Below are 21,446 nucleotides of genomic sequence, written 5' to 3'. Positions count from 1 at the left end.
TCCTCCTTGGATCTGTCCTTCCGTGTCACGAGGTCGTGAACATGCGAAGCAATGAGGGGGCTACGAGCAGGGCCATGAAGATGACGCCGAGCAGCGAGCCGGGGATGGTCATGCGCTCGCCGACGGCGTTCGCCTGGGCGATCTCTTCGTTGAGCATTGCCGTGCGCATGGCGGCGGACCGGGCACGCAGGGTGGCGTACACGCTCGCTCCCTCCTCGCCGGAGAGCCGCATGATGTCGGCGAAGTCGTCGAGCTCGGGGAGTCCGAGCTCCTCTGCCAAGGTGTGCAATGCGTCCCAAGGCGGGAGGCCCGACCAGCGCGACCGGGTCAGCTCCTCCGAGAGCCGGGTGAAGACCCAGGAGTCGCCGACCTCCGCCGCCGCTTCCATCGCCTGTCGGACACCGCTGCCGTTGTGCCGCTCGAGTGCGACCAGGTCGATGTAGGCGCCGAGAGCGCGGGCGAACTCGACGCGCGCCTTCCGCGCCTCATCGAGCGCGTTGTAGTTCGGGATGAAGAACATGACGGCCGCGAGGCCGATCGACGCGAGCGCCGGGATCTGAAGTGGCAGACCAAGCCCGAGGGAGTTGAAGAGCAGGGTGAGCCCGGGCGGGATGAGGAGGCCGAGGCCGGCGAAGGTGAGCTTCTCGCCGTAGAACTGCGCGACGGAGATCCGGAGCAGGGCAAGCTCCCGGGTCGGCGTCCGCACCCACACTCCTGGAGGCAGCACCCGCATGCCCCAGAGCCCGAGTCGTTCCTTGCCAGTCCGCGCCACCGGGGCATTCGTGTTGGCCCGATTGCGCGTCGAGGAAACCCTGTCCAACGCGTCCGCGAGGTCCGGCTCCGCGGGGAGGAGTCGCGCGACGACCAGAGCGAGTCCGAGGCCGATCAGGCCGCCGGACAGGACCGCCAACTGGAGACCGGTGATCATGGCGTCGCGACCGCATCGGGTCGGGTCTCTAGGAAGCGCGGCAGCGGTTTGCCGGTGGCCATGCGCCGCATCCAGATCAGGGTGCCGACGTACGCCGAGAGGAGCACGACGAGGATCACCTGGCCGATGGCGGTCGCGTACGGCTCGACGTACTGGCCGGAGAGCGCAAGAACGACCAGCACGCTGGCGCTGATGAGTGTCACCCATCGAGCGGTCGCGCGAGGCTTGGCTCGATCGGCCTCCACCTGACGGCGGGCCCGTACGTCGGCTGCGACCGACTCCGCGAGACGTTCGAGAACGCTCGCGAGCCCGGCGCCGCGGCGGCGTGCTCCGAGGATGAGGTTCGCGGCGATCAGGTCGCCTGTCGCATCGTCGAGTTCGTCCGCGAAGGCCCTGAGCGCCGTCTCGGTGTCCCATCGTGCACGAAGGCGAGCGACGAGCCGGCTGACTTCAGGATTGATCGGCGCCGGCGTGGAGCGCAGTGTCGCGACCAGCGCCTGCTCGAGCCCGATTCCGACGGTCAGGACACCGGAGAGCGAACGCGTCCATTCCTCCATCGCTTCGAGACGGTTGATCTGGGTGGCGGCGGGCGGAGCGCCCAGCAGAGCCGGCAGTCCGATGACCGCCACCGGCGCAATGACCAGCGCAAGTACCCATCCGGTGATGATCCAGCCGAGAATGCCCAGCCCGACGCCGACCAGGAGAAGCATCCGGTTGCGCGACGTGAGGGCGACGCGGCGGCCTCGGGCTATGCGCTTCTCGCGAGGTGGTTCTGCTGTCGGTCGCAGGCCGAGGACCATCCCGAGGATGCCGATCGCGACCAGTCCACCTGCGAGGGCGGGAATCAAGGGAGTCACGGTTGGCCTCCGTACCGCTGGGTCGAGAGGTACGCCGCAAGGTCGAACCCGTACTGGGCCAGTGTGCGGTATTCGTCGGGCAATACGTCCGGTACGGCGATACCTGAAGCATCAACACGGAAGACGTGCGTGGTGGCATACCCGACCTCCTTCTCGCCGGGGGCGAGGGCGATGATCTCGGCGACCCTTCTCGTCCGCTGCGCACCGCCGGGAACGGCCGTGGTCTCCATGCTCAACTGGACGATCAGGTCCACCGTGGCCGCGAGCTTGCTGGCCGCGAGCCCCTGGGTGACGTGAGGACCCGCCTCCATTGCACAGGTGACGAGCTTGCGGACCGCTGACACGGCGTCAGCCGCGTGGGTCGTCGAGATGGAGCCCGTGCCGGACTCCATCGCCTTGATCATCGCCCAGATCTCCTTGCCTCGTACCTCGCCGACGATCTGACGCGAGAGGTTGAACCGGAAGGAGTCGACGAGCGCCTCATCGAGCGTGAACTCGCCGGCCTGGCGGCCATCAGGCCCGCGCTCACCGGATCCCGGCCGTGCCTCCCAGGCGTGGACGACCTTGTGGCGGCCCAACTCATGGAGGTGGAGCTCGTACTCGGTCTCGAAGGTGCCGATCGCCTCCATGGCGTCGATCTCGGAGCAGAGTGCGCGGACCAAGGTTGTCTTGCCCGCTCCCTGGGCGCCGGCCACGACGATCGAGCGCCGTGCCCGGACGGCGCCTCGCAGGAACGATGCCACGGTCGGCGTCATCATCTCTCTGGCGACGAGGTCGTCGAGGGTGACCTGCATCAGCCGGTGCCGTCGGATCACGACCGATGGACGGGGCGTGACCCAGGCCGCGGCGGCAAGGCGGGATCCGCCGTCCAACCGCAGATGCAGCCGCGGTTGGGCCTCGGAGAAGGAGCGAGCGTTGACCTCGCTGCGCGAGGCAAGGAAGACCAGGAAGTCGATGAGCTCCTGGTCCGAGTCAGCGACCGCTGGGCCGTCGACCAGGGTGCCGTCGACCAGTTCGAGGAGGACGTTTTCGTGTCCGACGATGACGATGTTCTCGATGTCGTCGTTGTCGACCAGAGGCTGCAGACGACCCAGACGGAAGAGCGAGTCGAAGACCGCCTGCGCCGTGGCCTGCTGGCGCGCCGGGCTCCAGGCGCCGCGGCCGGCGTCGACGTCGTCGGCCATCGCTGACTCGATGAGGTCCAGGACGATCGAACGGCCGAGCTCCTGCTGCGCTGCCTTGTCGAGTCGGCTTGGCTCTGAGGCGACGGCCTGGCTCAGTTGCTCGGACGCTCGAGCGCGCAGCTCCGCGACGATCGGCCAGTCGACATGAGGGCCTGACGGCGGAGGAGCGGTGACCGGAGCGCCGAGCTTCGCGGTTACTGGCTTCGACCCGTTGGTCGGCTGGCTGAACAGCGGCAGGCGCGACAGCTCGCCGTACTCGGTCAGGTTGCGGGAAGCCTCAGTCATCGCCTGGCCTCCTCGACGATCGCGAACCGACCACGTGCGACGTGCGCCTGGACCGACTGGGCGGCTGCCTGGAGCCCCCGCACGTAGGGGCCTGTCTCGAAGTGACGGGGCGGGTGCGCGCCACGGTGGTAGACGGCGGCCGCCGCGGGATCGTCGGGGAGGTCGGCGACCACGGGCATGCCGAGCACCTTGGCGACCTCGGTGTCGCGGTACGGGTGACCTTCGCCGATGAGGAGCAGGCCCGGGTGTCTCCATCCGGTCCCGGGTTCGCGGACGGTCTCGGCCCATGAGCGTGCCGCAGAGATCGCCGGCAGGTTGGCGCGGGTGATCAGCAGGGTCGCGTCAGCCGAGTCCAGGAGCTGCTGCGGCGACCCCGTCAGCCCGAGCCTGCCCGCATCGACGATGACGTCTTGCCCGCTCGCTTCGAGCTCGCGCAAGGCCGAGCCGAGTGGTTCCCACAGGTCGCGTAGTGCCGCCGCCTGAGCGTGTGTCCGCGTTCCCGCGACGAGGGAGACGTTCGGGCTCAGTGGTCGGACGACGTCCCGTAGCGCATCCGCCGTGCTGAGCGGCGAGAGCGCCAGCTCGACGAGTCCGGCGTCGTACGGCGTCGTGCCCTTCATGAACCCGGCGAGGATGCCGGAGCCTCCGGTGGGGTCGGCCTCGACGAGAAGCACAGGGCGTGGCCAGCAGAACGCGAGACCAACGGCCGTCGTGGTGACGCCGGGCGAGCCGGATGCAGAGGTCAGGCAGATGACGGCCATCACTCCGCTCCGGAGTCCAGCACCAGGGCGACGTTCCCGGTGGCGGCTCGCGCGGCAAGGATCCCGGCATCGGCATGAGGCACCAGGACGTTGACGACGGTGTTGCCGGTCGTCTCGTCCAGGTAGGTGTCGACGACCTCGGCGACCGTGAACTGCGGGGAGCTGGCGGGTGCCTCTCCGTTGTCGCCCGGCGTGACGATGATGCGGACCTTGTCGCCGCCGTACAGAGGCATTCCGGGGACCTGTGCGGGCGTCAGAGAGATCCCGACGATCGACTGGCCTTGCGGAGGCAGCGGCTCGTCGGCCGTCGACTCGCTCGTGAGGAGCCCGCCAGCCGCGATGTCGAGGGCTGCCTGCTGACCGATGAGGTCTTCGTACGCCGAAGCGGGCAGCGGCGACAGCGCCGGGTCGGCGCTGATCCGGATCCGCTGGATGTCCTCGGCCTCGATCACCTCGCCGCGGTGGATCGTGTCGCGGGCAGCGAGCACCTCCTGGGTGTTGGTCGTAGCGCTCCAGGCCCACGCGCCGAGGAGGCAGCCGAGCGCGGTCACGATGACCGCGGCCACGACCAGCGCAGGGCGTCTCCGGAACTTGGGTGGGGGAGTGATGGCGGCGGTCTCCGGCGCGGCGGAGCGCGGGCCGGTCCTCCGGTCCTCTCGGGCAGTTGTGGACACTTCGTCGTACCTCCCGCGCAGCTCGTCAGTTCACGAGCACCTGCGCCTCGCCGATCCGGATCTGTGTCGAGCGGTTGAGGCCGTCAAGCCGGATCGTCCCTGTCTGGCCGGCGCCCGACCACGTGATGACCCAGCTCGACGTGGCCGTGACGGTGTAGGCGTCGTTGGCCTCGTGCGCGCTCGACTTCGTGTAGGTGTGGCCGCAGTCGGGGGAGTCCTTCCTCCCGTACGACGGCTTGTACGGCGTGCCCGCCGTGTTGCAAACGACCTCGGTGCCGTCGCCCATGTCCCAGGTGATGTGGAGGACCTTCGCGGTGGCCGTGACCGTGATGCCCCCGGCGGAGGCGCTCTCAGTGATGGGGCCGACGGTGTGCGCGTTCGGATTCTTGGCCCACATCCAGACCGGCATCCCGACCAGGCCGATGCTGTCTGGACCTGGCTCGGGTGCGATGCCGATGTTGATGGCAGATAGGCGCATCCGCTCGATGGCAATCTGCGCAACCTCGCGTGGTGTCGGTCCCGTGCCGGAGTTCGGCGGCGGGTCCTGCGACCAGATGGTGATGAGCAGGCCCGTCTGCGGCTGGTCGCAGTAGTACACAGCGCCGTCGCCGGGCTCATGACCCTGCCAGCTCGGGTCGCTCGCAGGCGGCGGAGGCTCGACCGGGCTGATGTAGCAGTGGTACGTGTTCGACCAGTAGGCGCCGTCCTTCGTGCAGGGAACCGGCCCAGGCGGTGGCTTCGTGATGCCCTGGCTCGTGCCGTCCCAGTAGCAGGCGGTTCCGCTTCCGGTGTCCTCTGGCCCGTCGTCACCCGGCTCACCTGGCGTACCCGGCGTGCCCGGCACCTCGATCCAGATGAGGCACTCGCCCGTCGCCGGGTCGGTCTGGGAGCACACCGTGTCCGCGTATGACGGGGCGTGGACAAGGACGGTGAGGCCGGCGACGGACAGGGCAGTCAGGAGGAGGCGAGTCAGGATGCCGCGCATGGCGTCTGCTTGAGGTCCTGGCCCGTCGCCACGCGCCAGCCGCCGGTCGGATCGGCGGCGTAGTCGTAGTTGGCGACGGTGTAACGCGTCCACCCGGCGTCCGGGCGGTCTGGGGAGACGATCGACTTGCCGCTCCTGTCGAGCACGTCGACCTTGCTGACGTCCCAGCAGACGTCAATGACGACCGTCGGGACCTTGCCGGCCTTCGGGTCGGAGTTGTCGAGGTTGACCGACTGAACCTTCAGCTCGTTGATGGCTGTCGTGCCGGTCTGCCGCTGGCCCTCGTCGCGCGATCGGTCGATGAGGGTCGTGACGGCGTTGAGCTGCGCGCTAGTCGCGACGGACTTCAGCTTCTTGAGGTCGGCCGCAGATTCGCTGCGGAGCTGGTCGACCACCGTGAAGTAGCTCCGCACCGCCTCGGTGGCATTGGCGCTCGCCGCGTCGGAGGGAGAGCTCGGCGAGGGACTCGCCGTCGGTGAGCTCGGCGGCGCCGACGACGGCTGGGCGGTCGCTGGGGGATCAGTGTCGCTGCCGCCACATGCGGAGACCGCGGCCAACATCAGTATGCCGGTCGCCCAGGAGATCAACCCGAGTCGATTCATCATGCGGTTCCTGTTCCTCCTACCGGTGACAGAGGAGGCGGACGCCGCTGCGGACGGATCCCGAGCGCCGTCTGCGCCTCATCGTAACCACGATTCGTGTTTCTGGCCCCTCAACTTCCACAGGCCCTTCCAGCCTCAGGTGCCTCGCCTTCTCCAACCCGCTCTACCGACCCCACGCCTCCTGCCTTCTCTCGCCGCGTCATCGGTCCTTCCCTCGTCCCCTGCTCCATCCCCGCATGTCTCCACCCACCACCTCTCGCCCCTCACACGGATTGCAGATCGAGGGGTCTGTGGATGGAGAAGCGCACCTGAGGGCTGTGGAATGGAAACGGCCGTGACGGTCTCGCTGCGGCGGATGTCCGCGGGCAGCGGCTATCAGTACCTGCTGCGCAGCGTCGCCGCGGGCGACGGCAGCAGAGCCCTGTCGACGCCACTCACTCGGTACTACGCCGAGGTCGGTACGCCGCCAGGCCGCTGGCTCGGCTCTGGAGTCCGGTCCTTCGGAGGCGGTCAGCTGGCTGTCGGGATGCAGGTGACCGAGGAGCAGCTCGCGCTGCTGATCGGCATGGGGCGGGACCCCATCACTGGGGAGCAGCTCGGGCGTGCGTATCCGACGTACAAGCGCCTGGCGGACCGCATCGACGAGCGAGTGGCGGCTCTCGATCCGGAGATGACGCAGGAGGACTGCGCGGCCGAGACGAGCCGGATCGAAGCCGAGGAGACCGCTGCCGGCATGCGCCGGGCCGTGGCGGGCTTCGATTTCACCTTCAGCGTCCCCAAGTCGGTGTCGGTGCTGTGGGCAGTTGCCGACGCGGCCACCCAGGAGCGGATTGCGGAAGCGCATCACGCGGCTGTCGCCGACGTCATCGACTTCTTCGAGCGGGAAGTGGCCGCGACGAGGGCCGGCATCTCCGACAGCAACGGCGCCGTGGCCCAGGTCAGTGTGGTGGGAGTCGCCGCCGTCGCCTACGACCATTTCGACTCCCGCGCAGGAGATCCTCAGCTCCACACCCACGTGGTGGTGTCCAACAAGGTGCTGACGGTGATGGACGGACGGTGGCGAAGCCTCGACGGGCGCCCGGTGTTCTCCTCCGTCACCGGCCTGTCCGCGCACTACAACGCACTGCTGGCCGACCGGCTGAGCCGCGACATCGGGATCGACTGGGAACTCCGCGAACGCGGCGCCGACCGCAACCCGCAATGGGAGATCGCCGGCATCAGCGATGACCTCATCGCCGAGTTCTCGAGCCGGACCCGCGAGATCGAGCTCAAGAAGGACGAGCTTATCGCCGAGTACGTCGCAAGGCACGGTCGGATGCCGTCGCCCAAGGTCATCGTCGAGCTCCGCGCTCACGCGACATTGGGTACTCGACCACCCAAGCAGGTGCGGTCGCTCGTTGACCTGACAGCCGAGTGGCGACGCCGCGCATCTGAGCGACTGGGCGCGGACGCCACCGCCTGGGCGGCAACCCTCCTTGGCGCGGGTGGCGCTCCGCTCACCGTCGACGACGTTCCTCTGGCTGCGATCGAGGCGATCGCCGCTGATGTCGTGGCCGCTGTCGAGGTCAAAAGGGCGGTGTGGACCCACTGGAACCTCCTGGCCGAGGCATCGAATCAGACGGTGGGCCTCCGGTTCGCAATCACCACGGACCGCGAGGCGGTCGTCGCCATGGTGGTCGAAGCGGCTCAGCGTCAGTCGGTGTCGCTCACGCCACCGGAATTGGCAAGCAGCCCGGTTCGCTTCCAGCGTGAAGACGGCACGAGCCTCTTCCGGCCGCGGCACGCGGCCAAGTACTCCTCGACCGCGATCATGGAAGCCGAAGCACGCCTCCTGGACCGCTCGGAAGCGACGAGCGCGCCGACCGTGCGCCGCAGCACGCTGGCGCGGGTGGTGTTGCGTTCGAGTGGTCGGCTCAGCACTCAACAGCGGACCGCACTCGAGAGCATCACCACGTCCGGTCGAAAGCTGGATTTGCTGGTTGGTCCCGCGGGCGCAGGCAAGACGACAACGATGCACGCCCTTCGCTCCGCGTGGAACGTCGAGCACGGACACGGCAGCGTCGTCGGACTGGCGCCCTCCGCGACAGCTGCGCAGGCACTGGCCGACGACCTCGGGATCGCCTGTGACAACACGGCGAAGTGGCTGCATGAGTACGACCACGGGCGAACGGACCTGCGCGCCGGGCAGTTGGTGATCATTGACGAGGCCACGCTTGCGGGAACGACCACACTCGACCGGATCAGTGGCATCGCTGAAGGTGCCGGGGCCAAGGTGCTGCTGGTCGGTGACCCGTATCAGCTCCAGTCCGTCGAAGCCGGGGGCGCCTTCGCGCTCCTGGTCGATTGGCGCAGCGATGTCCCGGAGCTGACCGACATCCATCGGTTCGTGAACGACTGGGAGAAGCACGCCTCCCTCGCCCTTCGTCGGGGTGAGGTCGAGGTCATCTCGACGTACGTCCGCCAGAAGCGAATCCGCGCGGGACTAGCCGAGGAGATGCTCGACCGGGCCTACGAGGCGTGGCGTGCGGACTGTAGCGCCGGCAAGGCCAGCGTCCTCGTCACCGAGTCCTCCCACGCCGTACGAAGTCTGAACGAGCGGGCGCGCGCCGAGCGGCTGCTGCTCGACGGCGCCGTCGATGGCCGTGAGCTCCCACTGGCCGACGGCAACAGCGCCTCTGTCGGGGATGTGGTCATCACCCGACGGAACGCGCGAACCCTGCGGACCTCGCGCGATGGCTGGGTCAAGAACGGTGACCGCTGGCGGGTGGTCGACATCCGGCGCGACGGATCGATGCTCGTCGACCGGCTCGATTCACGACGTCGTGGCAAGGCGGTTCTGCCGCCCGACTACGTCGTGGAGTACGTCGACCTGGGGTATGCCGTCACCGCCCATCGAGCCCAGGGCATCACCGTCGACACCTCCCATGTGGTCGTCACCCCGTCGACCACTCGCGAGAACCTCTACGTATCCATGAGCCGCGGTCGCGAGTCGAACACCGCCTACGTCGCACTCGACCAGCCGGACGACAGCCACTCGACTCCCGAGCCTGACGACGTCACGGCTCGTACCGTGCTCTTCGGGGTCCTCCAACACAGCGGCGCAAGCATGTCCGCGCACCAGACGATGGAGGCCGAGTACGCGATCCACGGCGGCATCGACCGCCTCGCCGCCGAGCTCGAGACGATCGCGGCGGACGCCCAAGGCGACCGCTTCATGGAACTCCTGCGACGGTCCGGGCTCACGCCCGCCCAGCACGAGGCAGTCGTCCAGTCGTCCGCCTTCGGACCACTCACTGCGTCGCTCCGCCGGGCCGAGGCCTACCACCACGATCTCGAGAAGCTGGTTCCGCGCGTAGTCGGGCGGCACCCGCTCGATGATGCTGACGACATCGCCGCAGTGCTTCGGTACCGGGTCGAGCAGGCAGCGGCATCTCCGCCCCGCGGCTGTCGACTCCGTGGCCGTCTGGTCGCAGGCCTCATCCCCGAGCCACTGGGGGAGATGCCCGTCGAGGATCGCCAGGCGATCGAGGAGCGCAAGCAGCTCATCGAAGGACGGGCGGCCGCGCTGGCTGCGGACGCAATCGACGCGGGTGCTGGTTGGGTACGCAGCCTGGGTGAACCGCCCGCAGCGGGCCCGACCGACCTCGTGGCTTGGCGGGCTGCCGTCGCCACCGTCGCGGCCTACCGTGATCGCTATCAGGTCACCTCGGATGTATCGGTCGGCGGGGGAGCGTCGACCGACGCCCAACGGGCGGATCGTCGGGTTGCTCTACAGGCGGTGCGACGCGCCGCGGGCATCGCATCTCAGGCGTCGGCGGCGGGGCACGGCGCAGCTGCCGACGTCCAGGCCGTCTCCGCGCTATAGGGCCGAGGTTGTCGCGTCCGTCCACAGTGAACGAGGCTCGGCTCGGTGGGACGCATGGTTCGGCCTAAGCAGGTTCGTGCTCGCCCAGCCCCGGAGGTACACATGCTGCTCATCCTCATCACGCTGCCCGTCATCGCCGCTGTGGCATGCACGCACAGCGTGCTCCAGGCTTACGCGCCCGCCAACGTCCTGGTCCGCCGTGCCGGTGAGTCGCCGCCCTCCCTCCGCATGGCATTCGCGCTCGGAGCGCTCGCATTCGGGTGTGCCTTGGCGGTGCGGACGATCCCAGTTGCGATCGAGGCCGGTGCTCCGGGCTGGCTCAACCTAGTTGTCCTCGTGCTCGCATGGGATGCGATCAAGCTCGCCGTCATGGCGTGCCTGATCTCGGTGCGTCGCGTTGCATCGGCGTGCCGAAGGGCCTCGCCTTCCCCATGGTCGGCCGGCAAGCCGGTAGCTGGTTGCACTCGCCGGCAAAGCACGAGGCGAACGCGCGTGCGAAATGGCTTGAGCCATTCTCCCTGGGACTCGGCAGGTCGTCGCAAGCCGCACGAAGCTTCTTCGCTCACGGGACCCGCGTCATGACGGGGTCCGCGATCGAGCGTTTCATACCACACCCTGCGCGTTCCGACGGCCGAGTTCGCGTCGTTCGCCCGCATCACTCGCGGCTACTAGACGATTCCCGTAGGACCGGCGTCCGGCCAGACTCGGTCCAGGTGCTCGGCGAGACGCTCTCTATGCGGCTGCCCACCCGCGACGTGGGTGTGGCTCTCTACCGGTTTGCGTTCTCCCCGGGCACCGGGGAGGCGTGGCTCGAGAGGGGTGTGCCCAGCTCGCAGTAGCAGTGCCCGCCTCGCCATCTGCCCCGTTGCCGGATCTACGCGCGAGGAAGCACATGGAGAACATCGTCATCGGGGTCGATCCCCACAAGTTGTCGGCCACGATCGAGGTCATCGACCGCCACGAGCGAGTCCTGACCTCAGCACGGTTCAGCACCGACAAGGCCGGATTCGCCGCGATGTAACGCTATGTCGAGGCCTGGCCCGAGCGCGTGTGGGCGGTAGAGGGGAGCAACGGCGCTGGCCGATCGGTGGCCCAGCGCCTGTTGGCCGAGGGCGAGCACGTCCTCGACGTTCCGGCGAAGCTGGCCGCGCGGGCGCGGATGCTCGACACCGGCCATGGTCGCAAGACCGACGCCCACGACGCGCACTCGGTCGCGGTCGCTGCGGTCCGCGCGAAGAACCTGCGTGTGCTCGCGCTCGACCCTGAGCTGGAGGCGCTGCGGATGCTGGTCGACCGTCGCGAGGAGCTCGCCCGTCAGCGAACCCAGATCGCGAATCGGTTGCAGCGGCTGCTGGCCGACCTGACGCCCGGTAAGGCAAAGAAGGACATCACCACCGGCCAGGCCAAGGCGATCCTCGCCGGCGTGCGGCCACGCGACGTGGTCGGGAAGACCCGCCGCCGGCCGGCGGCCGAGCAGCTCGCCGAGCTGGTCGTGGTGGAGAAGAAGATGAAGACCCTGACCAAGGAGCTCAAGGTCCTCGTCCAGGACAGCGGCTCCACCCTGATGGACCTCAAAGGGGTCGGTCCGATCGTCGCTGCCTGAGTCCTGGCTGACGTAGGTGACGTCACCCGGTTCGCCGACCGGAACCGGTTCGCCTCCTAGACCGGCACTGCACCGATCGAGGCATCCTCCGGCGAAGTCGTACGACACCGACTCTCACGAGCAGGCAATCGGCGGATGAACCACATAATCCACATCGCCGCAGCTACCCAGATCCGGCTGGACACCCCGGGCCGCGCCTACTACCGACGCAAGATCGCTGCCGGCAAGACGTGCGCCGAGGCGATGCGCTGCCTCAAGCGAAGGATCTCCGACGCGATCTATCGACAGCTCCTCGCCGACGCCCGCGCGGCGCAAGGTGCGGATCCGGGAGGGCACTGCGGGGTGTCTCATGAATCCAGCGCGGTCGACCTGCCCCCGCACATCGACACTTCGGATCAGCCACTTCCCGGACCCGCAGCCACGACGCTACAACCGACCCCGCACCCTCGGAAGACCTCGGCCAGGAAGCTCATCCAGACGGCCAGTTGACAACAGAGGGGAGCCGGTATGACGCCGGGCTACACGTGTTGGCTCGACGACAACTGCCCGGGGCTACTTGCAGCTCGACCCCGAGGTGCTCGCGCACCTCTACTTTGATGCCCGATGCTCGACGGGATCTGTCAGTGCCGGACGCAAAGCGCCAGTCACTCAGAGCTGGCTGAGAAGTTGGGCCAGTGCCAGGGCCAATACCGGCAGGCCTATTCCGATCAGCCACCCCCACGCGGCTACCCGTAGCCTGCGGACTCGGGTGCCCACGACTGCAGGAACCAGGGTCGCGGCGCCCAGTCCAACACTGAGCCAAACCGAGTCAGTAGCTGCCAACAGTCGGCCGACCAGGAAGAAGCCGAGGACCGCGCAGCTGATCGCGATCGAGCACCGCGACAGCAGAGCGGCGACAGAGGTCGGGACCGGGTTCTCTGCCCGGTCCGACGGATCTCGCAGTGCCACCTGCGCATCGAGCGCCTGCCACACATCCGCGACTTGGTCCGCGGAGAGAGCCTCTCCGTCAAGTCGGTCCACCCAGGTACGCAGTGCGTTTCCCGTCACGATCGTCGTGCCTTGGTCCCGGGCGATGCTCTCCTGCCTATTCGGGCCTCCGCCCCAGAGCACCACGACTGGCCGTACCGGCACGCCACGCGATTTCATCGGATGCCAGAGTCCGAGACTGCGCGCGTTCGCGTTCGCCTGAGCGACCGCCGCCCGCACTCGCGACCGACCGAACTCAGACTGCCAGGGAGAAGCACTCCACTTCGTCTCCACCACGTAGGCGCCACCAGGACCGACCAGAACATGATCAAGGTCGTCCCTCGCGAGCAGGAAGTGGTTGACGACCCGCCATCCACGGGACTGGAGCCGCCGCAGTTCCATCGCTGTCCACATCTCTGCCGTGTCGCCCATCATCACCGGCGCCGTGCCGGTGACCTGAACGGTCAGCGACCACAACGCGGCCCCACCGCCGACGAAGAAGCTTCCGATCACCAGCCCCTTCAGGAAGCTGGTGGGCACCATCATGGAAACCGCGCTCGTCAATGCCACCAAGACCAGCACGGCACCCAGGTATACCCACCAGTTCCGCCGGACGAAGTCCCGTTGAGCTGTCCGTGCCCGGCCGCGAGCCCAAGAACCCGCTCGGGCGTCGCTCGCCAAGGCACGCATCCGACGGCGCTCTTCGCTACGGCTCTTCAATGTCACAGCAAGGAGTGTGCAACCAACTGGAGTGATGGGCAGGGAGAACAAAGTTCCTGACTCCAGGCTCAGCCCCGGCGCACGTGATGTGACGCCCGGCGTCGGGCGATGGTGATCGCATTCTTCGGACATGGCCGGACGTGGATGCCAGCATGGGTAACCTCTCGCCTCAGCTCTCGGAGTACACATGGGTTTCTTCGACAGGTTCCGCACGAACCGTCACGCCGCAGCCTCGCATGGCTCGTCGGCTCGGCGTCCGCTTCCTAGCACTCCGTTGCTAACCGAAACGCCTCCGCTGTCAGTCGCTTCGGAGGCGCGATTCGCTGTGATCGACGTCGAGACAACGGGGCTATCGCCGAACCAGCATCGGGTCTTGGAAGTTGCGGTCGTCACCACGGACCCCTGGGGGCGAGTTGTCGATGAGTGGGCGACTCGAATCAATCCGCAGGGGCCGGTCGGCGCCACCCACATCCATGGCATTCGTGACGCTGACGTTGCTCATGCGCCGACGTTCTCTGAAGTGGTCGTCGAGCTCAACGACCGGCTGCGGGGCGCGGCGATCGCCGCGCATCACGCAAGGTTTGACCTCTCGTTCCTGCGGGCCGAGTACCGGCGGGCTGGTTGGGACCTCCCGTTCGTGCCGGCGCTGTGCACCCTGGAGGCCTCCGAGTATCACTTGCCGAGTCTGGACCGCCGCAGGCTGACGGACTGTTGCTGGGCCGTGGGAGCGCCACTGACGAGCGCTCACTCCGCACTCGGGGACGCACGCGCCACCGCTGGCCTGCTGGCGATGTTCATGCACCCCCACATCGGACGTGCTCCGTTGCGGGAGCACGTCGAGCTTCCGGGCTCGGCGATGGCCATCTCGTGGCCGACTGCCCCCTCAAGAGCGCCGTCCGTGTTCATCCCGGAGAGAAACAGGGTCTCGCCGCGGGCCCAGACTGTGATGGCACGGCAGGCAGCCGCGCCGGTGCCGCAGGCACTCGTTGAGATCATCGAACGGTTCTCCCTCGTTGACGCGCTCGACGAAGGCGCTCCTTCGGGTGCTCTGGCCTACCTGGAGAAGTTGGCTGAGGTCCTCGAAGACGGTGAAGTGACTACCGAGGAAGCCGACGAGTTGGCCGCGATCGCCGAAGCTGTGCAACTGACAGATGACGACGTCGCTGCAGCGAACCGAGCGTTCGTGCTGACCCTCGCGCATGCCGCACTCGACGACGGGAAGGTGAGTCGCGCCGAGCGTGCCGAACTCCAGCAGATCGCCGACTTGCTTGGCGTGAACCAGAAGGTCATCCCCGCGTTACTCGATCGGGCCGAGAACGCCCGCAACCAGAGGCTGTCAACCTTTTTGAAGGAGTTGCCGACCGACTGGCCGCATGGCACGCCGCTGCGCGTGGGGGACAAGGTGGTCTTCACTGGCTGCGAGGACACCTTGCGTGCCCGGCTTGAGTGGGAGTCAGAGAGGCTTGGCGTTCGCATCATCGGTGCGGTGTCAGCGAAGACCGCCATGCTTGTCACCGACGGCACCTTTGAAGGCACCAAGGCCGAGAAGGCTCGTGAATCCGGAACAAGAACCGTCCAGCCGGCCACGTACGCAGTGCTTCTCGCCCATCTCCAGCCAGCTCTTGCACGCTCCTCCAAGCCGGTGCCGACGACCCCGAAGGCGCCGACGCCTCAGCACGCAGAGGGCGTCACCGGGGACTCGCTCACTCGCCCACGGTCGAGTCCTTCTACGACGGGTCCCACGCCAGCCGACGTTCGGGCCTGGGCCCGCGCCAGCGGATACGAAGTGGGAACGCGTGGGCGCCTGCACCAGGAGCTCATCGACGCGTATGAGAAAGCCACGGGCCACCAGGTGGTCCCCATCGACGACCGCGGTCGCAATGCCTTCAACGGCCAGTTGCAGCAGGACCGTGTCGCGCGCTGTTCGGAGGCCGTCGACCTCCAGCGGCAGGGCCTAAGCCGGGCCGAAATCGGCGAGCGAATGAGTCTCGGTGCCGAAACGGTCAAGACGATGCTCCGCGACGGCAAGTTCTACGACGACCCGACGACAGACCCCGCCCGGGCCGCCGTCGCGGAGAAAGCCGCCACCGCACGTCGCGCAGGTCGGACCCGGTCAGACTTCCGGTCCGGTCTCGGCCTCACCCTCCCCAAGTCTGAAGAGGCGTGGCGCGATGCCGCGGTGCTGCACGAATAGGCACCCGGCCCTGGGAGTGAGCAGTTCGCCGAGCGGTCTCCTGCCCTCGCAGACGGGGAGACTCGCGGCAGAATCGGTTGTGTGATTTGGTCCACGCGGACTACTTCGCGCGGGTCGCCGGGAGATCGGCAGGGCGCCAAATGGACCCGAGGTGAGGAGTGCAGTCCTACGGGCGGTCGAGCAGGATTGCCTTCTAGCTTCGTACTCCGCGTCCGTGAAGAGGCCTGCGTCGTACAGCTCGCGGAGTTTCACTAGCTGCCCCTCGACGTTGACGTTGGCGGACTGTGGCGCCACGACGGCAGGGGCCTCCGTGTGCACCACGTCGGGCGCGACCTCGGTTGCGGTCGAGGGTGCGAGTTTTGGTGCGAGCCGAGGAGTGGCGGTCTGCGGAGACTTGTTCGACTTGCGGCGGTTGCAACGCCAGCAGAGAGTCTGAAGGTTTTCCGGCGTTGAGAGGCCGCCCTTAGAGACGGGCACGATGTGGTCCACCTCCAGGAGGAGATGTGGCTCATCTGCCAGCGAGACCGCGCAGTGTCGGCAGGGCAAGCCAGTGGACGTGGCTCACGGTGACGCCGAGTGAGCGATTCCGGTTTGTGCCGAGCATTGTGACCCAGAAACCGTTCTGGGTGGTCGGCGTGCGCCTTATGCGTGAACCGCCCGAGGCAGGAGTGCGCTGGGTGTAGGACTCCGTGGTGTGCGACTCGGGGAGGGAGGGCCGCCGAGTCCTTGCCGCCCCGCCGCGCGGTCTGCGCTCTCTAGGCAGAGGGCGAGGGAGTGGTACAGCGCTTCTGGGAGACGAGAGATCTCCATGCCACTCCTTGATGCGCCAAACCGTGCCGCACTTACGCAACCGGGGTCGTCGCACGTTGGGGAGATCGCCGAGCCGGAACTATCCGGACAGCGCCGCCAGCAGCCGATGCGCGCACATCAACCAGGAATCCGGTCGGGTCTTTGAGAACGCGGTGCAGTCCCATTCGTTTATCCGCGGATCGCCGAGTAGAGGCTGTTTCGCCACCCGCGGCGGAACGAGGCAAGCGTCAGCTTGCGACCTGTTCGATGACAGCTCTGCCCACTGGAGTGGACTCCAACGCCGAGGCGAGCTGCTGTCCACCGTCGATCGGGAAGTATGCTCCTAGAGCGCCGTGTTGGAGAAGGGCCCACCAACTGAACGCCCCTACAGCAGAAGCGATCCCCGGCACGTGGGAGTTGAGACAGGTACGCTGTAGATCGTCCACGTGCCCGCCCAGAAGTTCTGCGTCGCTAGGACCGGCCAGCCGGCTGACGTCCCCGACCCGGCTTCGTTCCCTGGTCGCGGTGAGTGCGCTCACTCTTGTCCTGGGCGTTTCCCGAACAATCATCGCAGGCGTCGCCGCACTTGCCGCGCCGGTGGACGCGTGCTCGTACCTCTCGCTCGTCATGTTGATCCAGTCTGCGTAGTGTGCATCTCGTTCGGACCCTTCAGTCCACGGTTGTTGGAACTCGCGGGTGACTACAAGAGGTGCCAATGGCTTTCCGAGATGGAGCAGAGTTGGCTGGCCCTCGGCAGGTCAGCTCTTCTCAGCCTTCGTCGAGGAAATGGTTGGCCTCATCGCGCAGTGCGGCGGCGGCCGCGCGGTGCCCGATGACAGAGGGAGGACAGGCTTCCCAGTAGGGTGTTGCGGCGGCTCCAGTGGCGGCGGCATGGTCGTGGTTGCGGGCCAACTCGAGGAGAATCGAGCGCAGCCTCTTAGCGGTCGCTGAATCGGCCTCGGTGTCCATTTCCTAATCTCCCTTCTTTGGCTGTGGCTGCCGCGGGGTCGAAGTCCCCGTCGCGGGTCTAGTCGATGTGGACCCACTGGTCGTGGTTGTGGACGTGGTGGTCGGGTATTCGCTGATTGCGAGGAGTGAACGCAGCGGCGGTCGCTTCCGGCATGTGCGCGGCCCGGCGGTCTGACACGGCAGCGCGCCGAGGGAGTGCGCGCACGCCGCCCAGCGCTGGGATGAACTCCTCGATCCCCCACGCGCCTCCGTAGCGGTCCGGGCCGGACGTCTTCGCATCTCTGAAGGCGGTGTTCGGGTTGTGGTTGCCGGTCGCGTCGTGACGGGTCAGCATGATCTGCGAAGGCGAGATCGAGTTCCGCCACACTCGCGAGCGGGATGCCGAGCAGGGTCGAGCCCCTCCAGGATCCTTGTCGGTGGCATGGCGACCGCTCGAGCCGCCCCGCCACTCGCCTGCGATCGGCATCGGGCCGAAGCCGCCGTACGGCGTCGGACCGGTCACGCGGCCGTTGCGCTGCAAAGTAGGTGTCTCGGTCATGTCGCAAGCGTCGGGTCTCGGCCCGGTCCGTCGAATCCGTGGACACCCCAGTAGCGACCCCGGTCCGCGACGCCTGACGGCAACGTCAGAAGGCGATCATCGAAGCCCGCATGGGCCTACGCAGGCCACTTCACTAGGGCATCGGCTAGGGGCATCACGGATCCGAACGCCGGCGGACGTCGGCATCGTCGGACGAACCGGGTGTGCGCATCGAACCTCTTGGGGCGAATGTCGTGACCCGTGCCATCTCAACTACTGCTAGGAGCGACACATGACCGCCGAGACCTTCACCACACCATCTACGAGCAGCACTGACCCGAACACGATGCGAGTCGACACCGTCACCATCCTTGGCACCGGCAACATGGGCGCCGCGATCGCCAGCGTCATCGAGAGGGGCGGCAACGGCGTGCAGCTGCTCGGCCGCGAGGACGCCAGCAGCCCAGTCGCGGGCGACGTCGTCGTCCTCGCCGTCCCCTCCTCGGCCGTAGCCCAGGTCCTGGCTGAGCGCAGCGACCAGCTGGCCGGCAAGATTGTCGTCGACATCACCAACCCCGTTGACTTCGAGACCCTCGACGCCCTCACCGTGCCGGCCGACTCCTCGGCGGCTGCCGAGATCGCCGCCGCGCTGCCGGACTCCCGCGTCCTTAAAGGTTTCAGCACGAACTTCGCCGCGACGCTGGCCTCCGGTGAGCTCGCCGGTGAGCCCACCACCATTCTGGTCGCCGGCGACGACGCCGCGGCCAAGGCGACCCTGGCCGACCTGGTCACTGCCGGTGGCCTGCGCGTGATCGACGCCGGCTCCCTGCGCCGCGCCCGTGAGCTCGAGGCACTCGGCTTCCTCCAAATCACCCTCGCCGCCGCCGAGAAGATCGGCTGGACCGGCGGCTTCGCCGTCCGCTGACCGCCAGTCGACCGTCCCACCACCACCGCTGAGAAGCCTCGTCACTCCCGTCTCATCCGTCGGTCCGTGTTAACCCATGCCGTGTTCCCGCAGCCCGTCGATGATGGGCTGCAGATCGCTGAGGACGACACCACGTTCGGACGGGTCCAGTTGCGCTAGGGCGTGTCTCCTAAGTCGCGAGCCAGAGGGTGATGGGGCGTAGCACGACGGCCCCTCGATAGACGGCTGCGAGCTTGTCGTAGCGGGTGGCGATCCCGCGCCATTGCTTGTGCTCGTTGAAGGACCTCTCGATGACGTTGCGGCCCTTGTAGGCGTCTTCGTCAAAGCTCGGTCGCCTGCCGCCGGCCGGACCGCGACGCCGGCGGTGGGCGATCTGGTCCGGCGGCTGCGGAATCACGGTCTTGATCCCGCGGGCACGCAGCAGCGCGCGGTTGTCGCGCGAGGAGTAGGCCTTGTCGCCGAGCAGCGCATCGGGTCGGGTGCGCGGGCGTCCCGGTCCGAGCCGGTTCACACCCAGGGGGCCAACAAGGTCTCTGGACTGTTTGTACGACGCTTGTAACGAGAGCGGGCGTGATGCGGGGTGCCAAGATCGTGGTCATCACTCAGCTCCTTCGAGTCTCCCCACATCATTCCCAGACGGGAGATCCGTCGACGTAGGAGTGGAAGAGCAGCGCAACCCGCAGTCGGGTGGCGTTGGGCTCGTCCTGCCAGTCCTCGCCGAGCACGTCGGTGACGCGTTCTAGCCGCTTGACCACTGTGTTCGCGTGGACAAACAGGGCGCGTGCGGTCCTGGCGACGTTCAAGCCATTTGTGAAGTACGCGGACACGGTGTCGACCAGCTGCGCGTTCTGAGACTGGTCGTATCGGGTGAGGGGGCCGAGAGTGTGCTCGATGAAGAGATTGAGCTCGTGCTCGCGACCCGGTGTGAACAGAAGGCTGAAGATCGCCAACTCGCTCGTCGTCACCGCTCTGGACTCGGTGCCGAGACCTCGCAACATGGTGGCGCAACGGCGAGCTTCGATAAAGGCGTCGCAGACAGCGCCGCTGGCGCCGTCGACCGGCCTGGATGCGCAGACCAGCGCTGGAATGCCGAGCTCTCGGCGCAATCGCTTGTGCACGTCGTTGGCTACCTGCTTGGCGTCCTCGCCGGGGAAGACCGCAGCCACGACCCCGTTGTGCTCTCCGCCGACCCCGGAGCGAATGCTCGCATAGTCGGACATGGCGCGGCGGGCCGCGAGTTGGCGCTCGTTCGGCACGGCGACCGCGACGACGACGACCTCTCCGCTGAGCTCGATGCCGCGGCTGTGTGCGCGGAGCATGGCAGCGTCGGACAGCCCTTGCCGGGTCTCGAGGAGCTCGTGGAGGAAGTCACCGCGGACCTGGACCTCGGCCTCGACGAGCGCCTGCTGCTGGATCTTGAGCAGCGCCACGATGTGGCCGGCGCGCTGGAGGGTCCGCCGATCCAAATCGGTCAGAGTCGACTCGGACTTCAGGACGAGTGCACCGTGGTACGCGGTGGGGGTGGCGACCGCCACCACGTGTCGGTAGCCGGTCTCGGTCTTCTCCGTCGTCACGGTTCCGGCTCGTTGGCTGAGGCGGACCTGCGTGAAGGTGTCGGCGTCCAAGTCATCGTCGCTCGTGCTGGCGAGCACCTGGTCAGCGCTGTCCAACAGGTGCAGCTCGCCGGGAAGGACGTTGTTGATCGGAGTTAGGACGTCGGCCATATCCGCGCCCCCGACTACGAGCGCCGTGAGATCGGCGTGGAGCTGGGCTGCGCGCTCTACCGCGGTCATCCCCTCGTTGATGTCCTCCGCTGTACGACGCAGACCTGCGAGGTACTGCGTGTTCTCGATCGCGATGGAGGCGAGGTCAGCGAACTGCTGAAGCACAGCGACCTCGTCGGCAGAGAACGCACGCTCGACGCGGTTGGCGGCGTAGAGGATGCCTTGGGGCACGCCTTGAAGGATGATCGGGATGCCGAGCACCGATCGAAGGCCGTCCTCCGCCAAGGACTTGTCGACCACGCTGTCGTGCTTGAAGCTGTTCGACTCCACGTAGTTCCGCGTCCACAGTGGCGCCCTCGTCTCGTAGATCCGGGCCACCATTCCGAAGCCGTCGTGCACACGCACGTTCATGAAGTCCGGGTTCTGGAGCCCGACGCTCGCCTTGATGTAGTTCCATCCGGTGCCCGCCTCAGACAGCAGGAGGTAGGTCGCGTCCGCGGACGGGATGACCGCCTGCGCGGCTCGCACGATTGCTTGGAGCCCTTCGTCGGGGTCTCGTAGCGCTGCGAGGTCGACCGCGATCTGGTGCAGCGCGGTCAGCTCGCTCACGCGGCGACGGCGGTTGACCGCTTCCTGGTGGGCACGGAGGGCGGCGTGCCGGAGACCCGCCAAGACGTCGTCCGGCGACGTGGGACGCAGGATGTCGATGAGGGTGTGCGCGGCTCCCTCGACCCTTCCCAGGTCGGTCTCGTTGATCGCGTCGAGAAGGTCTTGGACCGCGAGGCCGAATCCTTCAGCGGCGGTCGGATGCACGAGTGGAAAGTGCTCGCGATCCGGGAGCTGGCTGGACATGCTGGCGAACCTCTCATCGCACGGGTGTGAGATCTGCACACGACAT

At 67.5% G+C, this 21,446-nt stretch carries 19 protein-coding genes; 6 read left to right on the top strand and 13 right to left on the bottom strand.

Annotated elements, in window-relative coordinates; translation table 11 throughout:
* Window positions 1-25: 25 nt before the first annotated feature.
* Genes E7Z54_RS21540 through E7Z54_RS21510 form a run of 7 tightly spaced genes read right to left on the bottom strand, consistent with a single transcriptional unit; the run spans window position 26 to window position 6,279 of the window.
* The gene (locus E7Z54_RS21540; protein ID WP_136436775.1) at window positions 26-928 is read right to left on the bottom strand and encodes a type II secretion system F family protein; all 903 of its coding nucleotides are present in this window, start codon (window positions 926-928) and stop codon (window positions 26-28) included.
* Window positions 925-1,785: a type II secretion system F family protein gene (locus E7Z54_RS21535; protein WP_168798454.1), complete on the bottom strand. Its 861-nt coding sequence runs from the start codon at window positions 1,783-1,785 to the stop codon at window positions 925-927. The genes E7Z54_RS21540 and E7Z54_RS21535 overlap by 4 nt, the downstream gene beginning before the upstream one ends.
* Entirely contained in the window at window positions 1,782-3,254 is a 1,473-nt protein-coding gene (locus E7Z54_RS21530) for a CpaF family protein (protein WP_136436774.1), read from the bottom strand. Before E7Z54_RS21530 ends, E7Z54_RS21535 begins: the two co-directional genes overlap by 4 nt.
* Window positions 3,251-4,015 carry a MinD/ParA family ATP-binding protein gene (locus tag E7Z54_RS21525; protein ID WP_136436773.1) on the bottom strand — a complete coding sequence of 255 codons (765 nt, stop codon included), beginning with the start codon at window positions 4,013-4,015 and terminating at the stop codon, window positions 3,251-3,253. The genes E7Z54_RS21530 and E7Z54_RS21525 overlap by 4 nt, the downstream gene beginning before the upstream one ends.
* The gene (locus E7Z54_RS21520; protein WP_240769833.1) at window positions 4,015-4,689 is read right to left on the bottom strand and encodes an SAF domain-containing protein; all 675 of its coding nucleotides are present in this window, start codon (window positions 4,687-4,689) and stop codon (window positions 4,015-4,017) included. The genes E7Z54_RS21525 and E7Z54_RS21520 overlap by 1 nt, the downstream gene beginning before the upstream one ends.
* Before the next feature lie 25 nt (window positions 4,690-4,714).
* A complete protein-coding gene (locus E7Z54_RS21515; RefSeq protein WP_136436772.1) occupies window positions 4,715-5,674 on the bottom strand; it encodes a hypothetical protein in 960 nt (319 codons plus the stop codon).
* Complete coding sequence (locus E7Z54_RS21510; RefSeq protein ID WP_168798453.1) at window positions 5,659-6,279, bottom strand: hypothetical protein; 621 nt, start codon at window positions 6,277-6,279, stop codon at window positions 5,659-5,661. The genes E7Z54_RS21515 and E7Z54_RS21510 overlap by 16 nt, the downstream gene beginning before the upstream one ends.
* A 331-nt stretch (window positions 6,280-6,610) precedes the next feature.
* Between E7Z54_RS21510 and mobF the strand changes: the two genes are divergently transcribed.
* From mobF to E7Z54_RS23855, 4 genes are all read left to right on the top strand, one after another.
* Entirely contained in the window at window positions 6,611-10,141 is a 3,531-nt protein-coding gene (gene mobF, locus E7Z54_RS21505; protein ID WP_240769832.1) for a MobF family relaxase, read from the top strand.
* 892 nt (window positions 10,142-11,033) lie between these two features.
* Window positions 11,034-11,162 carry a hypothetical protein gene (locus E7Z54_RS24235; protein ID WP_276606255.1) on the top strand — a complete coding sequence of 43 codons (129 nt, stop codon included), beginning with the start codon at window positions 11,034-11,036 and terminating at the stop codon, window positions 11,160-11,162.
* Between the two features lie 27 nt (window positions 11,163-11,189).
* Window positions 11,190-11,744 (top strand): IS110 family transposase, encoded by a 555-nt coding sequence (locus tag E7Z54_RS23860; protein ID WP_206056452.1) that lies wholly within the window; start codon window positions 11,190-11,192, stop codon window positions 11,742-11,744.
* A gap of 75 nt (window positions 11,745-11,819) precedes the next feature.
* Window positions 11,820-12,233 (top strand): transposase, encoded by a 414-nt coding sequence (locus tag E7Z54_RS23855; protein WP_206056455.1) that lies wholly within the window; start codon window positions 11,820-11,822, stop codon window positions 12,231-12,233.
* A 159-nt stretch (window positions 12,234-12,392) separates the two neighbouring features.
* On the opposite strand, the gene E7Z54_RS21495 is transcribed toward E7Z54_RS23855, so the two are convergent.
* The gene (locus E7Z54_RS21495; protein WP_168798452.1) at window positions 12,393-13,292 is read right to left on the bottom strand and encodes a nuclease-related domain-containing protein; all 900 of its coding nucleotides are present in this window, start codon (window positions 13,290-13,292) and stop codon (window positions 12,393-12,395) included.
* Window positions 13,293-13,755: 463 nt separating this feature from the next.
* Between E7Z54_RS21495 and E7Z54_RS21490 the strand changes: the two genes are divergently transcribed.
* A complete protein-coding gene (locus E7Z54_RS21490; protein WP_168798451.1) occupies window positions 13,756-15,624 on the top strand; it encodes an exonuclease domain-containing protein in 1,869 nt (622 codons plus the stop codon).
* Here E7Z54_RS21490 and E7Z54_RS23610 read toward each other — a convergent pair.
* From E7Z54_RS23610 to E7Z54_RS21475, 3 genes are all read right to left on the bottom strand, one after another.
* Window positions 15,544-16,170: an HNH endonuclease gene (locus E7Z54_RS23610; protein ID WP_168798450.1), complete on the bottom strand. Its 627-nt coding sequence runs from the start codon at window positions 16,168-16,170 to the stop codon at window positions 15,544-15,546. The genes E7Z54_RS21490 and E7Z54_RS23610 overlap by 81 nt on opposite strands.
* Before the next feature lie 1,011 nt (window positions 16,171-17,181).
* A complete protein-coding gene (locus E7Z54_RS21480; RefSeq protein WP_136436768.1) occupies window positions 17,182-17,382 on the bottom strand; it encodes a hypothetical protein in 201 nt (66 codons plus the stop codon).
* A gap of 58 nt (window positions 17,383-17,440) precedes the next feature.
* A complete protein-coding gene (locus E7Z54_RS21475; protein ID WP_136436767.1) occupies window positions 17,441-17,920 on the bottom strand; it encodes a hypothetical protein in 480 nt (159 codons plus the stop codon).
* Window positions 17,921-18,191: 271 nt separating this feature from the next.
* Here E7Z54_RS21475 and E7Z54_RS21470 point away from each other — a divergent pair, with 271 nt between their 5' ends.
* Window positions 18,192-18,824 (top strand): NADPH-dependent F420 reductase, encoded by a 633-nt coding sequence (locus E7Z54_RS21470; protein ID WP_240769829.1) that lies wholly within the window; start codon window positions 18,192-18,194, stop codon window positions 18,822-18,824.
* A gap of 169 nt (window positions 18,825-18,993) precedes the next feature.
* On the opposite strand, the gene E7Z54_RS21465 is transcribed toward E7Z54_RS21470, so the two are convergent.
* A complete protein-coding gene (locus tag E7Z54_RS21465) occupies window positions 18,994-19,335 on the bottom strand; it encodes a transposase (RefSeq protein WP_168798449.1) in 342 nt (113 codons plus the stop codon).
* Window positions 19,336-19,450: 115 nt separating this feature from the next.
* Window positions 19,451-21,400: a helix-turn-helix domain-containing protein gene (locus tag E7Z54_RS21460; protein WP_136436765.1), complete on the bottom strand. Its 1,950-nt coding sequence runs from the start codon at window positions 21,398-21,400 to the stop codon at window positions 19,451-19,453.
* Between the last annotated feature and the right edge of the window lie 46 nt (window positions 21,401-21,446).

Source organism: Nocardioides sp. (assembly GCF_004803405.1).
Lineage (GTDB): Bacteria > Actinomycetota > Actinomycetes > Propionibacteriales > Nocardioidaceae > Nocardioides > Nocardioides vastitatis.
This window is presented reverse-complemented; position numbering and strand designations above follow the sequence as displayed.

Bases quoted from the DNA above. Each gene is read 5' to 3' on its own strand.
- E7Z54_RS21470 (WP_240769829.1), top strand. From the start codon at position 18,192: ATGACCGCCGAGACCTTCACCACACCATCTACGAGCAGCACTGACCCG.
- E7Z54_RS21530 (WP_136436774.1), bottom strand. From the start codon at position 3,254: ATGACTGAGGCTTCCCGCAACCTGACCGAGTACGGCGAGCTGTCGCGC.
- E7Z54_RS21460 (WP_136436765.1), bottom strand. From the start codon at position 21,400: ATGTCCAGCCAGCTCCCGGATCGCGAGCACTTTCCACTCGTGCATCCG.
- E7Z54_RS21510 (WP_168798453.1), bottom strand. From the start codon at position 6,279: ATGATGAATCGACTCGGGTTGATCTCCTGGGCGACCGGCATACTGATG.
- E7Z54_RS21525 (WP_136436773.1), bottom strand. From the start codon at position 4,015: ATGGCCGTCATCTGCCTGACCTCTGCATCCGGCTCGCCCGGCGTCACC.
- E7Z54_RS21515 (WP_136436772.1), bottom strand. From the start codon at position 5,674: ATGCGCGGCATCCTGACTCGCCTCCTCCTGACTGCCCTGTCCGTCGCC.
- E7Z54_RS21540 (WP_136436775.1), bottom strand. From the start codon at position 928: ATGATCACCGGTCTCCAGTTGGCGGTCCTGTCCGGCGGCCTGATCGGC.
- E7Z54_RS21475 (WP_136436767.1), bottom strand. From the start codon at position 17,920: ATGACCGAGACACCTACTTTGCAGCGCAACGGCCGCGTGACCGGTCCG.
- E7Z54_RS21480 (WP_136436768.1), bottom strand. From the start codon at position 17,382: ATGGACACCGAGGCCGATTCAGCGACCGCTAAGAGGCTGCGCTCGATT.
- E7Z54_RS24235 (WP_276606255.1), top strand. From the start codon at position 11,034: ATGGAGAACATCGTCATCGGGGTCGATCCCCACAAGTTGTCGGCCACG.